This is a genomic window from Homoserinimonas sp. (assembly GCF_056262345.1).
Window position 1 is genome coordinate 18,821 of record NZ_JBACFR010000115.1, and the last position, 19,700, is coordinate 38,520.

Consider the following 19,700-nt stretch of genomic DNA (forward strand, 5'->3'; position numbering starts at 1 on the left):
GCTCGGCGCCCGCGCTGACTCCATGAGAAATATTCTCATCTGAAATATCGGTTGCAAGTCGTAATGTTGTCCGCATGCGGGGGCATAGAGAAGTTCAGGGGAATCATTCGTTGACGCGAGTTCGTCGCGTCCTGGCGACGAGCGTTGTTCTGCTGTTGTCGATCGCGGGGGCGCTTATTGCCGCCCCGGCGGCATCGGCGGCAGAAGAGGGCACCATTCACGCTCTCGTCAATCAGAGCAGGGCGTCGGCCGGGCTCGGCGCACTCACCTACAACGGTGCGCTCAGTCAGGTTGCTTTGGCGTGGGCAAACCAGATGGCCGCTAATGGCGCTCTCTCCCACAATCCGTCGTATTCAACGCAGATCCCCGGTGGCTGGGGCCTTGCGGGGGAGAACGTGGCCCAGGGCTACGGCAGTGGTGCCGCCGTGCATCAGGGGTGGATGAATTCAGCAGGTCACAGGGCAAATGTGCTCGGCGACTACACGGACATCGGAATTGCTCATATCGCTGCCGGGGGCACGACGTGGTCGGTTGAAGTGTTCGCTAAATACGGCGTGAGTGTTGCGCTCCCCGCGCCGCCGGCTCCTGCGCCGGCTCCTGCGCCGGCTCCTGCACCGGCACCCGCACCAGCGCCGGCCCCGGTGCGCTCGGCCGCTGCGGCACCAGCTCCTGCTGCCGCTGACCCCGCTGCTGCCGCTGCCGAAGCCAGCGCTCTGGCCGAGCAGGACGCAGCCGAGCAGGCCGCACTCGAACAATCCGCGGCGGACGCCGACACGTCGCGTGCGGCAGACCAGGCAAGGCCGCCGCTTCGCGGAGGCGATGTTACGCCCGACGAGCTGTTGGCCGTGCAGGACGCCGATTCTGATCGCCTTTTCGACGCAGGTGATGGCGCCGATAGCGCAGCAGGCACAGACGCCGTGGCTGTCGGTTCTGCGCCATGGGCCGCGCCGGTCGCGGCAGCACTAGCGGCTCTTCTGGCACTTGCCGGGGGTGCAGTGGTGGTGGCTCGAGTCGGAATCTCCCGCGCGAAATAAATGTAACGAAAAGATAACGTTCGCCGCTATAGTGGCGTCAACCCGCACCCGCGGGTCGACGCGACGAGCAATGAGGCGAGTTGATGGCAACGCACTTTCGCGCACGAATGACCGGCTCCGACCGGGTCGCGCTGCAGGTTGTGCGCAGGGGGATGACCGCCTCTGCGATGACGCTCGGGCTGGTCCTCGTGCTCATTCTCGGGCCCGCAGCAGAGCGATCGACCGCGGCGACGATGTTCGGCACCCTCCGAGCGCCAGGGGAGCCCGCTCTCATCGCCGGCCACAGGGGAGACCGCTCGACTGCGCCAGAGAATACAATCGCGGCTCTCACCGCGGCCCTCGCGGGGCCCATGGTCTTTGTTGAGACCGATGTGCGTCTCACGTCAGACGGCGTGCCCGTTCTCATCCACGACGAGACCGTCGACCGCACCACAAACGGCACGGGGCGAGTCGATGAGATGACGTTCGCAGAGCTCCGTTCTCTCGATGCAGGCTCGTGGTTCAGCTCCGTCCACTCGGGCGAGCACATCCCCAGCCTTGAAGAGTTTCTCGACCTACTGGCGGAGTCGCGCAAGAAGGCGATGATCGAACTCAAAGGGGTCTGGACTCCCGAGGCGGTTTCCCTTGTCGATGCGCTCCTTGCGGAGTCGGGAATGCGCTCCCGAGTCGTCCTTGCGAGCTTCGAGCCAGAGACCCTGGCGGCCGCGCAGTCTCATGCTCCCAGCGTGGAACGTGCGATTCTGGGCCGGGAGATGCTCACTGACCCGGTGGCAGAGGTATCAGCCGTCGGTGCGATTGCCTTGATTACCAATGCAAAGGTGCTTGCAGCCAACCCCGGTCTTGTCGACGCTCTCCACGACGTCGGGCTGGGAGTGCTGATTTACACGCTTAACGAAGAGCAGAGTTGGGCCGAGGCGCTCGCGATGGGGGTCGACGGAATCATCACCGACACACCAAGTTCGCTCGACGGATGGCTTGCCGATACGGCTCCGGGAACCTAGCGTTCTTTCAGTGACACCCGTCAGGATGGGTGCACTGGCAGGAGGCTAGCGATGGGTGAGCAACTGGACGATAGACGAATGATCGCATTCGTCGGCGACAGCATTACGGCGACGGGCGACTGGCAGGCCTGGTTTCCCGACGACGACATCATCAACTTCGGGGTGCCCGGCTATACGACCGACGATGTCATCGAGAGACTCGATGACATCATCGACAGCGCGCCAGACGACATCCTTATGCTCATTGGCACCAACGACCTCGGCCTTCGGTACTCCGTCGAGCACCTCGTGCGAAACACCGAGACGGTCTTGGTCGAACTGCGGCGAGAGCTGCCCGGCACTCGGATGCTCGTGCAATCGATCATGCCGCGAACGCCGGAGTTCGCGCCCCTGATCACTGACGCCAACATCCATCTGCGCCAGTTCAGCTCAACGGTGAGGGCTCAGTACCTTGACCTGTGGCCAGCGCTCGCCACGGCAAGTGGCGCCCTCAATGAGCGGTTCACGGAGGATGGCTTGCATCTCAACGGCGCCGGATACGAGGCGTGGCTTGAGGAGCTGCGGCCGGGGCTCGAGCGCTTGCGTGATCTGCCGCCCATGAGCAGGCCCTTGCATGTCGTCGACGGCCTGATCTGAGTCACAGACCAGCGACGATTTCGCGGTAGAAATCGATACCGCGAAGCCAGGTCGAGAGGCGAATTCTCTCGTTCTTGGCGTGCAGGGTGCCGCGCTCGTCTGCTGACATCTCGAACGGGCTGAAGCGGTAGACGAAATCGCTAATGCGGGTGAAGTGGCGGCTGTCGCTTGCCCCGAGCATCACATACGGCGTCACGATGGTGCCGGGGTAGGTGCGCTCGATGCTGGCGCGGATGAGGTTCCAGGCCGGGCCCGTCGTGGGGGAGACCATGGAAGGCTCGCTCGGTCGATCGACGGCGATCGAGACGCGCTCGTCATTGACGGCCTTCGTCACATGGGCGACCGTCTCGGCGACCGACGAGCCGACGGCGACACGGATGTTCACCACGGCGGTGGCTCTCTCGGCGAGAGCATTTTCTGCTGCGGCACCCTGCAGCATTGTCACCGCCTGCGTCGTGCGGGTTATTGCCCGTGTTTCATCGCTGAGGCGGCCGAACAGTGCCAGCAACAGCGGCTTAGTAAGCCACAGCTGGGTAAAGGCGAAGCGGAGTGGGCCTCGGGCGTGTGCGCCGAGGGTGCGGATCATCTCGATGTTGGTCGCCGTGAAGCGGCCGGGGAATGGTGTGCGGTTGAGCGCCACTACTGCCCGCGCTAGGCGCACGGTTGCCGTCTGGCGGGGCGGGGTTGAGGCGTGACCTCCCTCTTGATCCACGGTCATCGTGAGGGTCATGATTCCCTTTTCGGCCACGCCGACGACCGCAATGGGGTCGTCGACTCCGGGAAAAATGCCCTCAACGACCGCTCCGCCTTCGTCGCTGACAAAAGCGGGGCGAATGCCTCGGGTCTCGAGAAGATCAACGATCTGCCGAGCACCGTCCCCCGCAGTCTCCTCGTTGTGCCCGAAGCAGAGATAGATGTCGTTCCTCGGCGTGAATCCCGAGCCGAGTGAGGCTTCTACCGCCTCGAGGATCGCGGCGAGACTTCCTTTGTCGTCGAGCGTGCCGCGCCCCCACATCACAGCATCATCGGCGCTGCCCGAAACGTGCGCCGAGAACGGCGGATGCTGCCAGCCGTCGTCCGTGGCGGCCACGACGTCGTAGTGGGCCATGAGTACGCCCGGGTTCCCATCCTCGCGCCCGCGCCACCGGTAGATCATCGAATAGTCGGCAACGAGCTCGCGCTCCAATCGCGCGTGCACCAGCGGGTAGAGCTCGGGCAGAACCTCGAGAAACCTGCGGAACGGAGCCCAGTCGGTCTCGCTCTCGTCGGAGCGCGACACCGTCGGGATGCGGATGAGCTGTTGTAGGCGCTCTATCGCCGCGGCGTGCTCTTGCGGGAGCGGCGAGGCCTCCCGCGATTCTTGCTGCGCAGAGGCCCGTCGGTCGTCGTGGGAGCGTGCGCCTGCGGTCGATTCGGTGGTCACGAATGTGACTCTAATCGTTGGGCCGGTAACGTTGACAGCATGGCCACCCCCGCATCTGCCGAGTTCACCCGCCCAGCCTTGGCCCCCGGCATCCTTGGTGCTCTCGTGCTGTTTGCCGGGTTGGCGCTGCTCGACAGCGATGGCTACCTGTTTATTCGGTTCGGGGTGTGCATTCTTGCGGTCATCTGCGCGGTTTTCGCCGCGCAGGCCCGGCAATGGTGGTGGCTCGTGCCGCTCGCCGCTATCGCCGTCGTGTGGAACCCCGCGTGGGTGCTCGAACTTCACGGACAGGGCTGGGTCGCCGGCCAGTTCATCGCCGCAATCGTGATGATCGCCTCCGGTGTACTCATCAAGGTCAGGCCCAGCGCAAGCTGATTTCTCCGCACTTCACGCCAGTAGTGCGCTTCGAGCTCACAGTGGAGTAAACTTTTCACGCGCTGACGATTCCGAATCACCGTCTCGACCGTGTCCGCACGTTGCTTGAGTCTGGAATCGCCGCCCACCCGCGTTGCTGATCCTGCTGTGTAGCTGCGTGACGGGTGCACCACGAGGGTGCGGTGCTGTTGGATGGCTGCAGAAAATTGCACTCCGACATGAACACCTCGGCATTCGCTGATTCAGGAGGATCATGGCCCGCTCCGGTCGCTCGGAAGGCAACACCATCAACGGCAAGTCGCGTGGGGGCGGCAAGGCGCCAGCGCGTCGCAACTCGCACCGCCGTGTGAGGCCCGGAGATGATGCCGGAATCATTCCCGTGCTCGCGCGGGCGGTTAGAGAGATCGAGGGTGCCGCGGAACGTGGAAAGCTCTCGCCGAGCAATCGAACCAAGTTTCAGGTGATCGCCCTTCTCATGCGCGAGGAGCGCGCTCGGGCTAAGAGCGAGACCGATATCTCTGACTCAGACAGGGCAGAGGTGCTCAAGCGCCTCGATGGTGTTGCCACGATCCTCGCCAAGGTGGCCGCGCGGGATACGTCGGTGATCACGCTGCTCGCCGAAGATGCACCCGTTTCGGATGTCGCCCGCAAGCTGCGCAGGGACATGCTGATGGCGTCGGGAATGGAGCTGAGCCCCGATGAGCTCATCATCGCCGTAGAGCCGGCGGCCCAGACCCCGGACGTCGAAAAGCAGGTTGTTCCGCAGTCCGTTATCTCCCGCCAGCTGAGCAACCCGTTCCTTGCCCCCGACTTCAGTGCGGTTCCCAAAAAGCCGACAACGACGAGCCACCGACTCGCCAACTGGGAGCTCCTTGAGCCCCTCTACCGGGCGTTCGAATATGGCTCCGGCGGCAATGTTGCGAGCATGGATCTTCCCGAACCGACCCCGGCAGACCGTCGCGTGCCCCCAGGGCTCGAACTCTTTCACCACCAGGCCGAATTCGTGGCGAGTGCCCGTGAGGGGCACCGCACCTATTTGCTCGCCGATGAGCCCGGCCTTGGCAAGACAGCGCAGGCGCTGCTGGCGGCATCCGCCACCAATTCCTATCCTCTTCTCGTTGTCGTACCCAACGTCGTCAAGATGAACTGGGCGCGCGAGGTTGAGCGGTGGACTCCGCACCGCACCGCCACCGTCATCCATGGCTCCGGAGAGGATCTCGACGCCTACGCCGACGTCGTCATCGTCAACTACGACGTTCTCGATCGGCACGTCGGATGGCTGCGAACCCTCGGGTTCAAGGGCATGGTTGTCGATGAGGCCCACTTCATCAAGAACCGAGAATCACAGCGCTCACGCCACGTTCTTTCGCTCGCGGAGAGCATCCGTCTGCTGCGCCCGCGTGCGCTCATGATTGCGCTCACGGGAACACCCTTGATCAACACGATCGACGACTTCCGCGCGATCTGGCAGTTTCTCGGCTGGATCGATGGCGACAAGCCGACGGCGGAACTCATGGCAAAGCTCGAGGAGACGGGGCTCACTCCCGCCGACTTCGGCTTCTTTGCCGAAGCTCGCCAGGCAGTGATCGACATGGGAATCGTGCGTCGCAAGAAGATCGATGTGGCCTCGAACCTGCCCGCGAAGCGCATCGCAGACCTGCCCGTCGAGCTCGATGACGACCTCGGCCGCAGCATCCGCGACGCTGAGCGGGAGCTCGGCAATCGACTCAAGACGAGGTACCTCGGTTTGCTCGCGTCGCGTGCTGGTGCAGAGTACGACGGCCCGCAAGAAGAGCTCATGCGCATGGTCGCCCGGGCGGAACTCGAAGACTCGAAGTCTGCCAAGACCGGCGAGAACGTGTTCACGATGGTGCGTCGAATCGGTCAGGCCAAGGCCGTACTTGCCGCCGACTACACCGCGCAGCTCGCTCGGTCGGTGGGCAAGGTCGTCTTCTTCGCCAAGCACATCGATGTCATGGATGTTGCGGAGGAGACCTTCGCCCGCAAGGGGATCAAGACGGTCTCCATTCGTGGCGATCAGACGGCAACGTTCCGCCAGGCCCAGGTCGACGCATTCAACAACGATTCCGAGGTCTCCGTTGTCGTCGCTTCGCTTACCGCGGCTGGTGTTGGTCTCAACCTGCAGGCCGCGTCCAACGTGGTTCTCGCGGAGCTCAGCTGGACATCGGCGGAGCAGACCCAGGCGATCGACCGCGTGCATCGCATTGGTCAGGCGGAACCGGTGACGGCGTGGCGCGTTATCGCCGCGCAGACCATCGACACGAAAATCGCCGAGCTGATCGATAGCAAGGCTGGCCTCGCGGCGCGTGCTCTCGATGGCAACGACGAGGCGGTTGCGGATGCTGGGGAGATCCAGCTCGAAGCGCTTATCGCCCTGCTCAGGGACGCGCTCGCACGCTAAGGCGTGTCGGCCTTATGCATAACGGCTTGACCCGGTGGGCGGCGGGGGAGCGGCTGTATACATCGCCGCGTCCCCGGCTCGCTGGGAGATAACTGTGCGCCCGCATGAGAAAAAGTTGTGAAACCGCTCTCTCGCCTGTCCTCATTTAGGAGGACTCCCCTTTGGGGGAGCCCCGAAATGGGGGCATACGCGCTCTGCGTGGCGGTCTAGTCTGGCTCCATCGCAACACGGGGCAATCCCGAGTAGCGGGGGCCGGTGTCGGTCGATCTGCGGAATACGGGGGTATAACCGCACATCAAAGGCGCCACTATGGCCCCCCTACTTGGCCCCCGTGTGGTGTGCAGAGGGACAGAGGCCCGAAATCTAAAGGATCGTAGATCCTACGGATTCTGCACGGGGATGCTTGCCGTCTCGTCGTAGCGGGGGTCGTGGCGCGGAATGAACGTCGCCACGACGCCGCCGACGATGGCCACTCCAGCGCTGATCACAAAGACGAGCTGGAACGCTCCCAGGGTGGGCACGGTCGTGCCGTCGACCACCACAAACGACGAGGCGAGAACGACGCCGACGATCGCCGATGCCGCCGATGAGCCGAGTGTGCGCATCACCGAGTTCAATCCGTTGGCCGCCGCGGTCTCTGTGGGAGGCACGGCCTTCATGATGAGCGTAGGCATCGCCGCATAGGCGAAGCCTGTTCCGAGCCCGGAGATCGTGGATATCGCGATGATCTGCCACACCTCGGTGAGCATGAGGGAGCCGGCCACGAAGGTGACGGCGATGATCGAAATGCCGAGCACGAGGCTGGTCTTTGGCCCCTTGGCCTCGGAGAGCCGAGCAGCGGGTCGCGAGACGAAGAACATGACGAGCCCGCTCGGCATGAGACAGAGGCTCGCGATGAGCAAAGACTGCCCCATGCCTACGCCGGAACCGGTGGGCGCCTCGAGTAGCACCGGTAGTGCCGCCGCGGTGGTGAAAAACGCGAAGCCGACGGCTACGGAGGCGATGTTGGTCAGCAGGACGGCGGGTCGGCTCGCGACCCGCAGGTCAACGAGCGGGTCGGTGACCCGGAGCTCCCACAGCGTCCACAGAGCAAAGACGATCAGCGAGCCGATGGCAAGCCCCAGCGTCGTCAGGCTGGTCCATCCCCACTCGCTTCCCTTAGAGACGGCAAGGAGGAGCGAGACGAGGCCGACAGCGAATCCCAGAGAACCCACGTAGTCGAAGTGGCCGCCCGTGCGCAGAGTGCTCTCGGGCACGATCGAGAGCACTGCTATCGCCGCCCCCAGGCTGAGAAGCGCTGCGAGCCAGAAGAGGTAGTGGTAGTCGAAGTTCTCCGCGACGATCGCCGAAAGCGGCAGGCCCAGGGCCCCACCAATGCCGAGGGTTGCGCTCACGAGGGCTATCGCGGCCCCGAGGGAGCGACGGTGCAACACGTCACGAAGAATGCTGATGCCGAGCGAGATTGAGCCGAGGCCGATGCCCTGGAGTGTGCGGCCGACCACCATCGGCACGAGGGTCGACGACAGGGCGCAGACGATCGAGCCGATCGTCATCATCAGGAGCAGGAGCAGGAGAATGCGGCGCTTGCCGTGCATGTCGCCGAGCCGACCGGCGATGGGGGTCGAAATCGCTGCGGAGACGAGCGTCGCCGTAAGCACCCAGGCGGCATCCGAGCTCGAGGTGTCGAGGTAGGCCGGCAGGTGCGGGACGATCGGGATGACCAGCGTCTGCATGAATGCAGCGATCAGGCCGGTTGATGCGAGGGTAGCGACGATGGACCGGTCACTGGGGATTCGGGTGAGTCGGCGTCGTTGTTTGTCGCTAAGCCAGCCGCTCTGTTCGTCCGTCATCGCCACCCAGCCTAGCCCTCAATCGGCCAGGCCTTTAAGCCGCTGACTGGGGCTAGCTAGAAAGCTCGCCCGACTGCCAGATCTGCGAGTCGACGCGCCAGTCGATCCAGCCGTTGCTGCGCTGGAGGCTCACGTTGATGTCGACCACGTTGCCCGTCTCTGTCGTGCCCACGCAGGTGAACTGAACGCCGATCTGAGCGGCGGGCGCGGGGCACTCCACGTCGAGCGTCGTTCCCACGATCGCGGCGTCCTGAGCAATCGACTGCTCGACCTCTGCCTTGAACACCTCGGGGATGACCGAGATGGCAATGCCGGGGACGGCGATGATCGAGAGGTTCTGCAGAACCAATATGGCAAACCACAGAGCCACGGGGGTGAGACCCTTGCCGAACTCCCGGTTGGTGGCAACAGATCGAGCGATGAGGTAGCCGATCGGAGTTGCGAACGCCCATGCCCAGTGGGCTGGTGCCTTGTGGCCGGCCCGCAGGAGTGCGCGACGGTCAACGATGGCGAGCCCGATCGTGGCGAAGTAGGGGAGCAGCAGAATCGTGATGGGCACCGCGATGGGCAGCGCGGTTGCGCCGGAGGAGACACCGATCAACGAGATCACAAGCTGCAGGAGGGGCGCCATAGCTATGACCCACACCCACGGCGTGTAAATGACCTGGAGGCGGTCCATCGCGCGGCGCTGGGCCGCGCGAGACATCTCGGGGCGGGCGAAGGGCTCCTGGTGAGAGTAGAACTGCGACGGTTCCTGAAAACGGGAGCGCGCCTGGTCTGCTTCTGGCTGCGCATAGCCTGGACCGTCGGAGTAGTTGACCGATGAGCGCGCGGGACGAGGCTCTTCTGTCGGCCCTGGTACGAAGTCGTAGGGGTCACGCGGCTGCTGCGGAGCGAATCCGGGCTGGGCATACCCCTGCTGGGAGGGATCGCCCGGCTGGGCATACCCCTGCTGGGCAAATCCCTGCTGGAAGGCGGCCTGCTGCGCTGCCTGCTGTTGCTGCTGGTACGCGGCCTGCTGAGCGGCGGCCTGAGCGGCGGCCTGCTGTGCTGCCTGTGCGGCTGCCTGTTGCGCTGCCTGCTGCTGTGCTGCGCGCTGCTGTGCTGCGGCCTGGGCCGAAGCGTGTGCGGCCGCCTGCTGTGCAGCCTGCTGCTCTGCGTAGGCTGCGGCTGCTCTGGCCGCATCCTCGGCGGCGGAGTCGTCGGGGGCGAAGCTGGGGGCGGGGTGGCTGCGCTCGATCTGCTGTGGCTTGGGGGGCTCAAGCTGACGCAGGGTAGAGATGAGCTCTGCCTTGGTCAGCGGCGGCTCTGACGCGGAACGGCCGTTGGTCTGGCGAGTGGAGTCGTCGGCGTATGCCAGGCGCGGCTCATCCTGAACGATGAGGGGCGTGCGGGTCGCCGAAGTGAACTCGGTCCACGAATGGTTATCCCACCAGCGCAGCTGCGGGAGACCCATCGGGTCCGGGTACCAACCGGCCGGGACCGTCACAACGTCATCATCTAGCAAGGCGTCAACCCTCTCTGTGTGACCGCGCTCAGTCGAGCTCGGCCGCTGTCCCCCAGAGGTCTGTAGTACGACCTCGCCCCTCCCTCTGTGAGGGGGATCCCCGACAGTGAGAAAGACTAACTTTGAGCTTCTCGAGAATAGTAACGGCAGAGCCGGGCCTAGCGACAAGGTTTATTTATCACGGCTGGCGAGCGCGGCCCGCGAGAAACTCGCCCCTTCGAGGACAAATTGAGGGCAATTGGCGCGCATTCGCGCGTTTGGTGGTTTTGGCCATACCGGTGGACTGTCGCTTCTGCCCCGGATTGTTAGGCTTGTGGCGGGCAACGTTGCCCATACCTCGCTGTATAAGGAGTTCTACGCCGTGACCAGTCCGGATGCCACCAACAAACCCGCGATGACAGCACCTGTCACCATAATTGGGGGCGATCAGACGAGGCCCGATAGCGACTCGCTCGGCACCCTCGAAGTCCCCGCCGACGTTTATTGGGGAATCCACACGGCGAGAGCACTCGAGAACTTTCCCATCACTCGGCGGCCCATTTCTGTGTATCCCGATCTGATCAGGGCTCTCGCCCGGGTCAAGCAAGCGGCCGCCCGAGCCAACCGAGAGATCGGCACTCTGTCTGCAGAGAAGGCCGACATCATCGATCGCGTGTGCGAAGAGATCGCGTCGGGCAAGCTGCACGATCAGTTTGTCGTGGGGGTAATTCAGGGAGGTGCTGGCACCTCTACCAATATGAACGCCAACGAGGTCATTGCGAACCGCGGCCTGGAACTTATGGGCCATGAGCGCGGCGACTACCGGTGGCTGCATCCGCTTGACGACGTCAACCGTGGGCAGAGCACCAACGATGTTTACCCAACTGCGGTCAAGCTCAGCGTAATCTTCGGCCTTCGGCGGCTACTCGCGGAGCACTCGCTGCTTGCCGACGCGTTCGCGCGCAAGGGCGTCGAGTTCTCGGACATCGTGAAGGTGGGCAGAACACAGCTGCAGGATGCCGTGCCGATGACGCTGGGCCAGGAGTTCAGCGGATTCGCGCACACGCTGATGGAGGACCACGACCGACTAGCCGAGACGATTCCGCTTCTCAGCGAGATCAACCTCGGGGCCACGGCGATCGGTACCGGCATCACGGCGCACCCGCGGTACGCAGAAGCGGTGTGCCGCCACCTTGCTGATGTCGCAGGAATCGAAGCGGTCACCGCCAAGGACCTCATCGAGGCGACAAGCGATGTGGGTGTCTTCATGTCGGTGAGTGGAACTCTCAAGCGCGCCGCCGTGAAGCTGTCGAAGATCTGCAATGACCTGCGACTGCTCAGCTCTGGCCCTCAGTCCGGCCTCGGCGAGATCTTTCTCCCGGCGCGCCAGGCAGGGTCGTCGATCATGCCGGGCAAGGTGAATCCCGTTATTCCCGAAGTGGTCAACCAGATCGCGTTCAGCATCGTGGGAGCGGACGCCACCGTGACAGCGGCGGCAGAGGCCGGCCAATTGCAGCTCAACGCGTTCGAGCCCGTAATCGCCCACAGCATCCTGCAGTCGCTGGCGTGGTTGACGAATGGATGCCGCACGCTGCGGGTCAACTGCATCGATGGCATCACCGCCAATGTGCAGCGTCTTGCTGCCGAGATGGAGACCTCGGTGAGCGTTGTCACGGCGCTGACCCCGTACATCGGCTATGCGGCCTCGGCTGCTCTTGCGCACACCGCGCTCACGAGCACCGCATCGATTGCCGATCTTGTCGTGGAGAACGGCTATATGACGGAGGAAGAAGTTCGCCGCGTCCTGCGCCCCGAGCGCCTGAGTGGGCTCGTGCCGACGACGGGCGTAATCCCGATAATCCGGCCTACGTCGACGAGTGGCTCTGCCGAACCAGCGGGGGGCTGAGGTGCTGCTCAGCACAGCGGGGACCGGCATCGGCGCATCGGCTGATTCTCGTCTCAGCGGTGTGCGCGCTCGACTTGGTCGGCCAGGCCGGGTAGCTTGTCGGAAGTGAATATTTGGTGGGATGCCGCGCTCTGGCTGCTTGTTCTGTGGCTTAGTGCCCTCCTGTTTCAGATCGCCGATATCGGCACCGCGTGGGTCGATAGCCGCACCGCCCGGGCGGGAAGCGCGCGCTTCGCCCGGCGGCGGGCTCACGAGATCTTCTGGGTTCTGCCCCTAGCCGCCCTTGCCGCCGTGCTCTCCGCATTCGGGGTCGCCCTGGGGGCGAGCATGGTGCTCGATACGGGGTGGGGCCTCACCGGCGGCCTTGTTCTCGCGCTCGCCGTCATGGTGATTGTGTCGGGTCTCGTCGTCGTGGGGCTCGTTCGGTTGCTGACGCGAGACGTGCAGGGCTATGCCGTCCTCCGCCTTCGGGTGAGCGATACCAACGCCCGCAAGGTAACCAAGGCCGACATCGAGCGCTGGAGGCAGGAGCTCGCGGTGATCGATGAGCGCGAGGCTGTGAGGCACGAGTCGATCGCGCGCTGGCTGCGACTGATCCCCATCGCTTTCTCCGTGCTTGCGCTCGCCGCGATCTGGATTGCCCTCGCGCAGGACTTCTCCCTGCCGACAGGCTTGATCGTCGGGCTGGTTTCGCTATTGCTGCCCGCTATCAGCATCGTGCTGGCTGATCGTGCGGCGCGACTGTCGCTGCGGGCCAGGGCGGAGTGGGCGCTCGTCAATGGTCGACAGCGGGCCGAGCTGGTGCAGGCCATCGACGAACTCGAACGCCGAACCAACCGGGGGGTTGCAGGGCTCAGCGACCGGGTCAACCGTGCGCTGCAGATCCTGCGCGAGCAACAACTGTGACGGCTGCCGACGAGCTCGTGTCTCACGACGGTCAGCCATCGGCCAACCCGCAGCCGGTCGTGCACTCGGCTCGCCCTGTCAGCCTGAGCCGGGGGCGACGAGATAACACGGTCCTCATTCTTGCGGTGCTGGGCTATTCGGTGCTGTCGCTCATCGCTCTCGCCGTAGGCGTCTACCTTCTCTCGTTTCTCGGCGGGGGCGCGTTTATCGTCGCTGGCATACTCGCGGTGATTCCGCTCATCATCGTGCTCATCGGCATCCGCTGGATCGACCGATGGGAGCCCGAGCCTCGGGGTGCGCTCGTGTTTGCGTTTCTCTGGGGCGCCGCAGCCTCCGTCGCCATCGCGTTGATCTTCGACCTCGGCGTGCAGATCATTGCGGCCGCCGTGGGCGTGGGCGACGGCTTCTGGGTGACGTTCTTTGGGCTCGTGGTGCAGGCGCCCATCGTCGAAGAGGTGGGAAAGGGCTTCGGCCTGCTCGTGCTGTTCTGGGCGATTCGGCGCCAGTTCGACGGGCCCGTTGACGGCGTTGTCTATGGCGCCATGATCGCCGTCGGCTTTGCCTTCACCGAAAACGTGCAGTACTTCGGAATCGCCCTCGCCGAGTCTCAGGTGCCGGGCGATGTCGGCGAGATCTTTGTCATGCGCGGGCTCATGTCGCCCTTCGCCCATGTCATGTTCACGGCGTGCACAGGGCTCGTCATGGGTTTCGCCTCACGTCGCGCGAGCGCCGGCGGAATGATCGGGTGGTGGCTGCTCGGGCTGCTCCCGGCGATCGCGCTTCACGCGTTCTGGAATGCGTCGGCGCTCTTCGTCACCAACTTCTATGCCTACTACTTCACGGTGCAGGTTCCCCTGTTCATCATCGGCTTCGTGATCGTGTTCTTCTTGCGAGGGCAAGAGAGAACGCTCACTCGCCGACACCTGCAGGAATATGCGGATGCTGGCTGGTTCACCCAGCAAGAGGTCGCGTTGCTCTCTACCGGGCAGGGCAGAAGGGCCGCTGCTGCCTGGGCGCGCAGCCATGGCATCGGCGATGCTTTCGACGAGTTTGCCCGCAGCGCCACCCGGTTGGCGTTTGCGCGGCACCGAATCGTGCTCGGCCGCGATGTGGCCGCCGCGGCCTATGACGAGGCAGTGATGCTCGAGCGAGTGGTCGCCAGCCGAAGTCGAATGGAAGGACAAAGGGGCGCGAAAATCTGATCATCGCCATGCCGTAAGCTTGAGGGCTGGATTTTTTCTAAAGGGGCTGGCTTTTCGTGATCGAAGATGGACTTGAGCATGAGCGCGACTACGTGGCGGGCCTCTATGCGCGCCTAGACGAATTGCGTGAGGATGCGGAACGTCAGTTAGTAGCCATTAGGGCGCAGGGCGGCAGCGGGGGAACCCATCAGAGCCGCACAGAGCGCGACACGTTCGCTCGGCTCTACGAAGACCGCATCGCTCAGTTGCGCGACGTCAACGAACGTCTCGCCTTCGGCCGCATCCAGTTCGCCGACGATGATGACGACGACGATTCGACCAAATACATCGGCCGCATCGGCCTCAGAGACGAAGACCAAAAGCCGATCCTGCTCGATTGGCGGGTGCCGCAGGCGAGCGCGTTCTACCAGGCGACCGCGGCAACCCCGCTCGGTGCGCGCGCACGCAGGCACCTCATCTCCCAGGGCCGCACCGTCGTACGCATCGAAGACGAGGTGTTCGACTCCGAGCTTCTTGCGGACGGCAATGGGCACCAGGGGGAGGGCGCCCTGCTCGCAGCGCTGAGCGCCGAGCGCACCGGTCGCATGACCGACATCGTCGCTACGATCCAGGCCGAACAGGACCGCATCATCCGGTCCGAGATGAACGGCATCCTCGTTGTGCAGGGCGGGCCGGGAACAGGCAAGACCGCCGTCGCGCTTCACCGCGCCGCCTACCTGCTCTACTCACACCGCAAGCGCCTGCGCGGTTCCGGTGTGCTGATCGTTGGCCCATCGGCATCGTTCCTCAACTACATCGAGTCGGTCTTGCCCTCACTCGGAGAGACGGGCGTGGTACTCGCGAGCGTGGGGCGGTTGTTCCCCGACGTGACCGCGACGGAACACGATGTTCCCGCCGTGGCCGCAATCAAGGGGCGCTCGGGCATGGCAGACCTGGTGTCGAAGGCCGTGCGGTCGAGGCAGCGGGCGCCGCAGCATCCCGTGCCCATGATCGTCAACGGGGACACCGTCATGCTCGACCCTGCCACGGTCGAGCGCGCTATCGCCAAGGCGCGGGATACGCGCAAACCGCATAACGAGGCCAGAGTCACGTTCGTCAAGTCGGCACTTTCGGAACTCGCCCGCCAATATGCGGAGCAGTTGCGGGCCCAGGGCAACGCGATTGACGACTCCGACCTCGCGATGTTGCGTGAGGATTTGCGCACGGCAGATGACGTGCGCATCGCGCTCAACACCGCCTGGTTGCCGCTGACGCCACAGAAGCTCGTGCAGGATCTCTTCGCCCGGCCGCAGTGGCTCGCCGAACTCACCCCCAACTGGTCGGACGACCAGCGCGCATTGCTGCGTCGAGAGCGTTCCGCGCCATTCACTGTCGAGGACGTTCCGTTGCTCGATGAGGCAGCAGAATTCCTGGGCGAATACGACGCAGTGGATGCAGCCCGCAAGCGAGAAGAGAAGGCACAGCACAAGCGCGACATCGAGAACGCCGAGGCGGCGATCGAAAACATGCAGGTGGGCGGGATGGTCGACGCAGCATCGCTCGCGGCTAACTTTGCCGAGACTGCCGGGCGCTCCACGACGTCCGAACGAGCGGCGGGGGACCGGTCGTGGACGTATGGCCACGTCGTTGTCGACGAGGCGCAAGAGCTCTCTCCGATGCAGTGGCGCTTGCTGTTGCGTCGCTGTCCCATGCGGTCATTTACGATCGTGGGCGATATCGCTCAGGCTTCTGCGGCTACCGCGGCGCCGTCCTGGCGCCAGGCGCTGCGCCCCCTCCTCGGGCGCAATCCTGCCGACGACCGGTGGCGGTTGGAGGAGCTCACGGTCAACTACCGGACTCCCAGCCAGATCGCCGAGGCGGCGGAACAGTTTGCCATTTCACACGGCCTGCCCGTCACCCCGTCCCGCTCGGTGCGAAGCACTCCGTGGCCCGTGGCCTCGGCTCCGGATGTCGTCTCGGCGGTGCGCCAGGATCGAGCCATCAGCACGGTGGGAACCCTTGCCGTCATCGCACCTCCCAGCATGCTGACCGACGTCTATTCCTCGCTGCGGGATGCCTTTGAAGGCGAGGTTGTCTATGGCTCAGAGAGCCTGCTGGAGCCGATCGTGGTGATCAGCCCGCAGGACGCGAAGGGGCTCGAATTCGACTCCGTCGTCGTGGTTGACCCGACCGGCATCGTTGAGGGCCTGCCGCGGGGTTCTGCTGCACTGTACGTGGCCATGACGCGGGCAACCCAGCGGCTGACGCTGGTGGGCGACCTCCCGATGCCTGCGGGGATGCAACCGGCACTGTTCTGATTCGTCGTGCGGTAATCAAGCGCTAATCGAGCGGGCCGTCACGAGCCCGCCGTGACATGCTGGAGCGGTGACGATTCTTACCGATGACCTGTTGGAGCGTATCCGTCTGCGGGCTGCCGAATACGACCGCGACAATAGCTTCGCTCATGAGGATCTTGCCGACCTCGCCGCTGCCGGATACCTTGCAGCCTTTGTGCCGGTCGAATGGGGCGGGGCCGGGCTCGGATTCGCTCAGGTTACGAGGGAGCAGTCGCGCCTGGCTGCAGCATCGCCGGCGACCGCGCTCGCCATCAACATGCATCTCGTGTGGACGGGCGTTGCCAGGGTGCTCCTCGACCGCGGCGACGACTCCTTGGCCTATGTGTTGCATGAGGCCGCGGCGGGGGAGATCTTCGCCTTCGGCGTGAGCGAACCCGGCAACGATCTTGTGCTGTTCGGCAGCACGACGGATGCTCGACCAGGTGACGACGGAAGCTACGAGTTCACGGGCACCAAGATCTTCACCAGCCTGTCTCCCGTGTGGACTCGACTCGGGGTGTTTGGGCTCGACTCGTCGGGGCCAAAGCCACAGCTCGTCCATGCCTTCCTCGAGCGCGGCACCGACGGCATCGAGATCGTCGATGACTGGGACACGGTGGGCATGCGCGCAAGTCAGAGCAACACGACCCGGCTCAGCTCAGCACGGGCGCGCCCCGACAGGGTTTTCGGCCACCGCCCCGTTGGCCCGTCGGCGCATCCGATCGTCTTCGCGATCTTCGCCACGTTCCTCACTCTCGTCTCATCGGTGTATCGAGGGATCGCCGAGCGCGGACTGGAACTCGGAGTCGAGGCCGCACGGTCACGCAGGTCGCTGCGCACGGGAATCTCGGCCGATCAAGACCCCATCACGCGATGGAAGCTCGCCGACGCCGCGATCGCCATCGACGCGCTAACACCCCAGCTCGACACGCTCGCCCGCGACATCGACGACCTCGTCGACAGGGGCGATCAATGGTTCAGGGCGCTGACCGGCCTCAAGCTGCGGGCAACCGAAACCGCCCGGTTCTGCATCGACCAGGCCGTGCGGGTTGCGGGCGGGGCGTCGTTTCGGTCCTCTCATGAGCTCGGCAGGCTTTATCGCGATGTTCTTGCGGGAGGGTTTCACCCGAGCAATGAGGATTCTGTGCATTCGACCGTCGCCACGGCAATCTTGGGGCCGATAACCGACCAGGCGCCGAGCAAAGGACAAACGACATGACCGCAACCCCCGTTCTCGAGGTCGACGATTCAGTGGTGGCGTGGTCTCGTCCCGCCGGGGAGAGGCAGGGCCGCCCTCTCGTCGTGCTGCTTCACGGCAGGGGGTCCCACGAACAAGACCTCATGCAGTTAGCGCCCTTCTTGCTGCCCGATGCCGTTTACGCAGCGCCGCGGGCACCGCTGCCATTCCCCGGTGGTGGGTACACCTGGTTTCCCACGGCCGCTCCCGGCCTGCCCGACGCTGACGGGGTCGCCGCGGCGACGCGCGGCCTGCTGGAGTGGCTCGACAGGACTGGGCCGTCGGGGCCCGTCGCCGTAGTGGGTTTCAGTCAGGGCGGGGCTCTCGCTACCCACCTCATGCGGTTCGATCCCGAGCGCTGTGCCGCGTATGTGTGTCTCTCAGGGTTTGTCGTGCCCGGAGATGCGCCGGGCGACGCAACGCTCCCAGCGCTGCGACCGCCGCTTTTCTGGGGGCGCGATACCGCTGACCCGGTAATTCCGCTGGCTGCCACGGATTTCACGGGCCGGTGGCTGCCGCAACACAGCACCCTCACGATGAGGCAGTATCCGGGGGCGGGACACGGCATTGTTATGGAAGAGATCGAGGACGTTCGCGACTTTCTGGAGCCGCTCGTCGGAACCAGCGCCCCTTAGAACCAGTACCCCTTAACGGACTCATCGCCCGGTGCGGCACTTGGTGCGGCTCTTCCGGACGATGAGTTGATCTGCTTAAAGAATGCGCCCCCACACGGCGCAGATCAAGTCCGCCTCGGCGAATCCCTGCGAAAACATGCTCGAATGTTGGCCCCGCTGCTCGCGCGCAGGCCACAATCACCCCCGAGTGGGGGATTGAAGGCGGGGCATACCGGCAGAATGCTTACCCCACGACCACACCAACGCCTCAAGGTCGTGTCGGGGGACCCGCGCCGGCAGGAGGATCTCCCGGTGAGAATCGATCAGCATGAACTCGAACGTGCACTTCGACGAGGTACCGCCAGACGACCCTGCTCCAGATAAGTGGCGTTCGGCAACATCGGAGTTTCTTCGAGCCCAGGGAGAAGCGCCGCAGCGCACGCCGATTCAGAGATTCTTCGGTCGCAGTCCACTCACCGTGCACAGTCGCTCGTGGCTCTGGGCGGCCCTCGGCGAGGTGGAGGTCGCGCGTGCCCTCGCTCGGCTGGCCGACGGCTGGACGGTCGTGCATTCTGTTCCCATCCGGGATGCCGAGTCCCAGTCGTGTGTGGATCACCTCGTCATCGGGCCCGGCGGCGTCTATGCGGTGCGAGCGGCGAGCTTCTCGGGTCAGGACGTGTGGGTATCTGAGCGATCACTTATCGTGGCGGGTCACCGGCTCCCTCATCTGCGGCAGGTCACCCTCGCGGTTGGTCAGGCTGAGACGGCCCTCTCGACAGCGGTTGATCTTCCGGTCACCGTGATCGGTGTCATTGCCGTGGTCGAACCAGAAAGCATCACTGTCACGGGTCAACCGCGCGATGTGGACGTGGTTGCCTCGTCGCAACTCACTCGATGGGTTTCGCGCCGACCCGTGATTCTCGGGCCCCTCCAGATCGGCATGATTGTCGACGCGGCAACCGCCGAGTCAACCTGGCAAGCCCACCCATCTTCGTCGCCAGAAAGCGTGTCATTGGTCGAATCGTTCGAGCCCATTCGGCGTGAGCTCGTCGTCGCGAGGATCGTGCGCAGAATGTGGGCGGCAGGCGGTGCCGTCGCGCTCGCCGGTGGTGCGGTGTCCCTCGCGGTTGCCATCATCATGGGCAACTGACCCCCGCATATTTCGTGGGCGCTGAGTCGGTGCGGTATTCCGTGTGAGTTAGCTCAATGCGCAGGTGGCGTCGAGGCTGCCTGCCTATCGTTCCCCCATGAAGTACGGAACTCTCAACGGCAAACGTGTTGCCTTTCTTCTCA

General features: G+C 64.5%; 15 protein-coding genes. 12 read left to right on the top strand and 3 right to left on the bottom strand.

Annotated elements, in window-relative coordinates:
- The first annotated feature begins 110 nt into the window (after positions 1 to 110).
- The 3 genes from AC062T_RS05935 to AC062T_RS05945 all read left to right on the top strand — a co-directional run bounded on the left by AC062T_RS05935 (position 111) and on the right by AC062T_RS05945 (position 2,671).
- The gene (locus tag AC062T_RS05935; protein ID WP_476028292.1) at positions 111 to 1,034 is read left to right on the top strand and encodes a CAP domain-containing protein; all 924 of its coding nucleotides are present in this window, start codon (positions 111 to 113) and stop codon (positions 1,032 to 1,034) included.
- Positions 1,035 to 1,117: 83 nt separating this feature from the next.
- Entirely contained in the window at positions 1,118 to 2,035 is a 918-nt protein-coding gene (locus tag AC062T_RS05940) for a glycerophosphodiester phosphodiesterase (RefSeq protein ID WP_476028294.1), read from the top strand.
- 78 nt (positions 2,036 to 2,113) lie between these two features.
- Entirely contained in the window at positions 2,114 to 2,671 is a 558-nt protein-coding gene (locus AC062T_RS05945) for a GDSL-type esterase/lipase family protein (RefSeq protein WP_476028296.1), read from the top strand.
- A gap of 1 nt (position 2,672) precedes the next feature.
- Here AC062T_RS05945 and AC062T_RS05950 read toward each other — a convergent pair whose 3' ends face one another.
- The gene (locus tag AC062T_RS05950) at positions 2,673 to 4,094 is read right to left on the bottom strand and encodes a M20/M25/M40 family metallo-hydrolase (protein WP_476028298.1); all 1,422 of its coding nucleotides are present in this window, start codon (positions 4,092 to 4,094) and stop codon (positions 2,673 to 2,675) included.
- A gap of 39 nt (positions 4,095 to 4,133) precedes the next feature.
- On the opposite strand from AC062T_RS05950, the gene AC062T_RS05955 reads away from it, so the two are divergent.
- Positions 4,134 to 4,469 carry a DUF6804 family protein gene (locus tag AC062T_RS05955; RefSeq protein ID WP_108515830.1) on the top strand — a complete coding sequence of 112 codons (336 nt, stop codon included), beginning with the start codon at positions 4,134 to 4,136 and terminating at the stop codon, positions 4,467 to 4,469.
- 253 nt (positions 4,470 to 4,722) lie between these two features.
- Positions 4,723 to 6,891 (top strand): DEAD/DEAH box helicase, encoded by a 2,169-nt coding sequence (locus tag AC062T_RS05960; protein ID WP_476028300.1) that lies wholly within the window; start codon positions 4,723 to 4,725, stop codon positions 6,889 to 6,891.
- A gap of 380 nt (positions 6,892 to 7,271) precedes the next feature.
- On the opposite strand, the gene AC062T_RS05965 is transcribed toward AC062T_RS05960, so the two are convergent.
- The gene (locus AC062T_RS05965) at positions 7,272 to 8,741 is read right to left on the bottom strand and encodes an MFS transporter (protein ID WP_476028302.1); all 1,470 of its coding nucleotides are present in this window, start codon (positions 8,739 to 8,741) and stop codon (positions 7,272 to 7,274) included.
- Between the two features lie 52 nt (positions 8,742 to 8,793).
- Positions 8,794 to 10,230, bottom strand: coding sequence for a DUF2510 domain-containing protein (locus tag AC062T_RS05970; RefSeq protein WP_476028304.1), 1,437 nt, complete (start codon positions 10,228 to 10,230; stop codon positions 8,794 to 8,796).
- Positions 10,231 to 10,642: 412 nt separating this feature from the next.
- Here AC062T_RS05970 and AC062T_RS05975 point away from each other — a divergent pair, with 412 nt between their 5' ends.
- The 7 genes from AC062T_RS05975 (at position 10,643) to AC062T_RS06005 (ending at position 19,557) form a co-directional block, all read left to right on the top strand.
- Positions 10,643 to 12,133, top strand: coding sequence for an aspartate ammonia-lyase (locus AC062T_RS05975; protein ID WP_476028317.1), 1,491 nt, complete (start codon positions 10,643 to 10,645; stop codon positions 12,131 to 12,133).
- 105 nt (positions 12,134 to 12,238) lie between these two features.
- Positions 12,239 to 13,039 carry a hypothetical protein gene (locus AC062T_RS05980; RefSeq protein WP_476028306.1) on the top strand — a complete coding sequence of 267 codons (801 nt, stop codon included), beginning with the start codon at positions 12,239 to 12,241 and terminating at the stop codon, positions 13,037 to 13,039.
- Positions 13,036 to 14,241 carry a PrsW family intramembrane metalloprotease gene (locus AC062T_RS05985; protein ID WP_476028308.1) on the top strand — a complete coding sequence of 402 codons (1,206 nt, stop codon included), beginning with the start codon at positions 13,036 to 13,038 and terminating at the stop codon, positions 14,239 to 14,241. The genes AC062T_RS05980 and AC062T_RS05985 overlap by 4 nt, the downstream gene beginning before the upstream one ends.
- 56 nt (positions 14,242 to 14,297) lie before the next feature.
- The gene (locus tag AC062T_RS05990; protein WP_476028310.1) at positions 14,298 to 16,538 is read left to right on the top strand and encodes a HelD family protein; all 2,241 of its coding nucleotides are present in this window, start codon (positions 14,298 to 14,300) and stop codon (positions 16,536 to 16,538) included.
- Between the two features lie 67 nt (positions 16,539 to 16,605).
- The gene (locus AC062T_RS05995; RefSeq protein WP_476028312.1) at positions 16,606 to 17,775 is read left to right on the top strand and encodes an acyl-CoA dehydrogenase family protein; all 1,170 of its coding nucleotides are present in this window, start codon (positions 16,606 to 16,608) and stop codon (positions 17,773 to 17,775) included.
- Positions 17,772 to 18,428 (top strand): alpha/beta hydrolase, encoded by a 657-nt coding sequence (locus tag AC062T_RS06000; protein ID WP_476028314.1) that lies wholly within the window; start codon positions 17,772 to 17,774, stop codon positions 18,426 to 18,428. Before AC062T_RS05995 ends, AC062T_RS06000 begins: the two co-directional genes overlap by 4 nt.
- A gap of 307 nt (positions 18,429 to 18,735) precedes the next feature.
- Positions 18,736 to 19,557 carry a nuclease-related domain-containing protein gene (locus tag AC062T_RS06005; RefSeq protein WP_476028315.1) on the top strand — a complete coding sequence of 274 codons (822 nt, stop codon included), beginning with the start codon at positions 18,736 to 18,738 and terminating at the stop codon, positions 19,555 to 19,557.
- Positions 19,558 to 19,700: the final 143 nt, after the last annotated feature.